Source organism: Frankia sp. AgKG'84/4, from assembly GCF_023242965.2.
Classification (GTDB): domain Bacteria; phylum Actinomycetota; class Actinomycetes; order Frankiales; family Frankiaceae; genus Frankia.
The window spans coordinates 1-1,178 of the sequence record NZ_JALKFU020000759.1; the positions used below are offsets into that span (position 1 = coordinate 1).

At 67.9% G+C, this 1,178-nt stretch carries 1 protein-coding gene; it reads right to left on the reverse strand.

Translation table 11 applies throughout. The features are described from left to right. Positions 1-259: 259 nt before the first annotated feature. On the reverse strand, positions 260-739 hold the full coding sequence (smpB, locus tag MXD58_RS25015; RefSeq protein ID WP_248840469.1) for an SsrA-binding protein SmpB: 480 nt from the start codon (positions 737-739) through the stop codon (positions 260-262). Positions 740-1,178 lie beyond the last annotated feature (439 nt).

Sequence of the window (1,178 nt, forward strand, 5' to 3'; positions counted from 1 at the left end):
TGTCGCCCGTGCCGTCGCCGTTGGAGTCGGCGAAGCCGCGGATCAGCACCTCGTAGAAGACCGACCGCTTGTACCAGCTCCCGTGCCGCGACCGCCGCGACACCACCACCGCCACCGCCGCTGCCACCGCCGCCCGAGCCCGGCGTCTCGGCGTAGACGGCGGACGCGGCGGCCAGCACCTCACCACCGCGGACGGTCAGCAGTTCCGCGAGCTGGGCCAGCCGTCCGTCATCCCGGGCCGGCTGTTCGTCCGTGGCGGTCAGCTGTAGCGGCCTTTGACCCGCCGGCCCATCTCCCGGCTGATCTCCCGGGCGGCATCGCGGTCGGCGAGAGCGTGCCTCTTGTCGTACGCCTTACGTCCGCGGGCCAGGGCGATCTCGACCTTGGCCCGACCGTCCTTCCAGTACAGGACGAGCGGGACGAGAGTGAGTCCGCCCTCCTGGGTCTTGCCGACGAGTTTCTCGATCTCACTGCGGTGCAGCAGCATCTTGCGCTTACGTCGAGGAGCGTGATTCGTCCACGTGCCCTCGGTGTACTCCGGGATATGCACGTTGTGCAGCCAGATCTCGCCGTCGCTGATCTGGGCGAACCCGTCCACCAGGGAGGCGCGGCCGGCCCGCAGCGCCTTCACCTCGGTGCCGCGCAGCACCAGCCCAGCCTCGTAGGTGTCGAGGATGTCGTAGTCATGGCGGGCGCGCTTGTTCTGCGCGATCGCTTTGCGCCCCTTCTCCCTCGGCACCGTCCGCAACCCTCTTTCTCCTGCTGTTGCGCAGCGCATCCGCCACGCTACCGCCACGCTTACCCCAGACGTTTCCGCGTAGACATCGAACTTACGTCCCCAGCCCACCCGCGCACCCCACGCGGACGCCCACCCACCATTATATCGATCATGCGGGCGGGTTCGGGGCGCGTGACGGCGAGGCCCACGACTCCACAACCAGCCGCAGCCTCACCACAGAGCCGGCTGGCGAGTAGTCCCGTCGCACCCTTGCCCGCGGCTTCCCGACATTCCGGCGCCGGAGTGCGCCGCGGAACACCATGATCACGACAGTTGATGGTTTGACCACCCCACAGCGGACCTCGGGTGGCCGAAAATTGTCGGTGGCGAGTGAAAGGATCACCTCGTCCCGTTGATCTTCTCACCCCTGGCCCGGTGATGATGTCCGCAACCTTGCTGC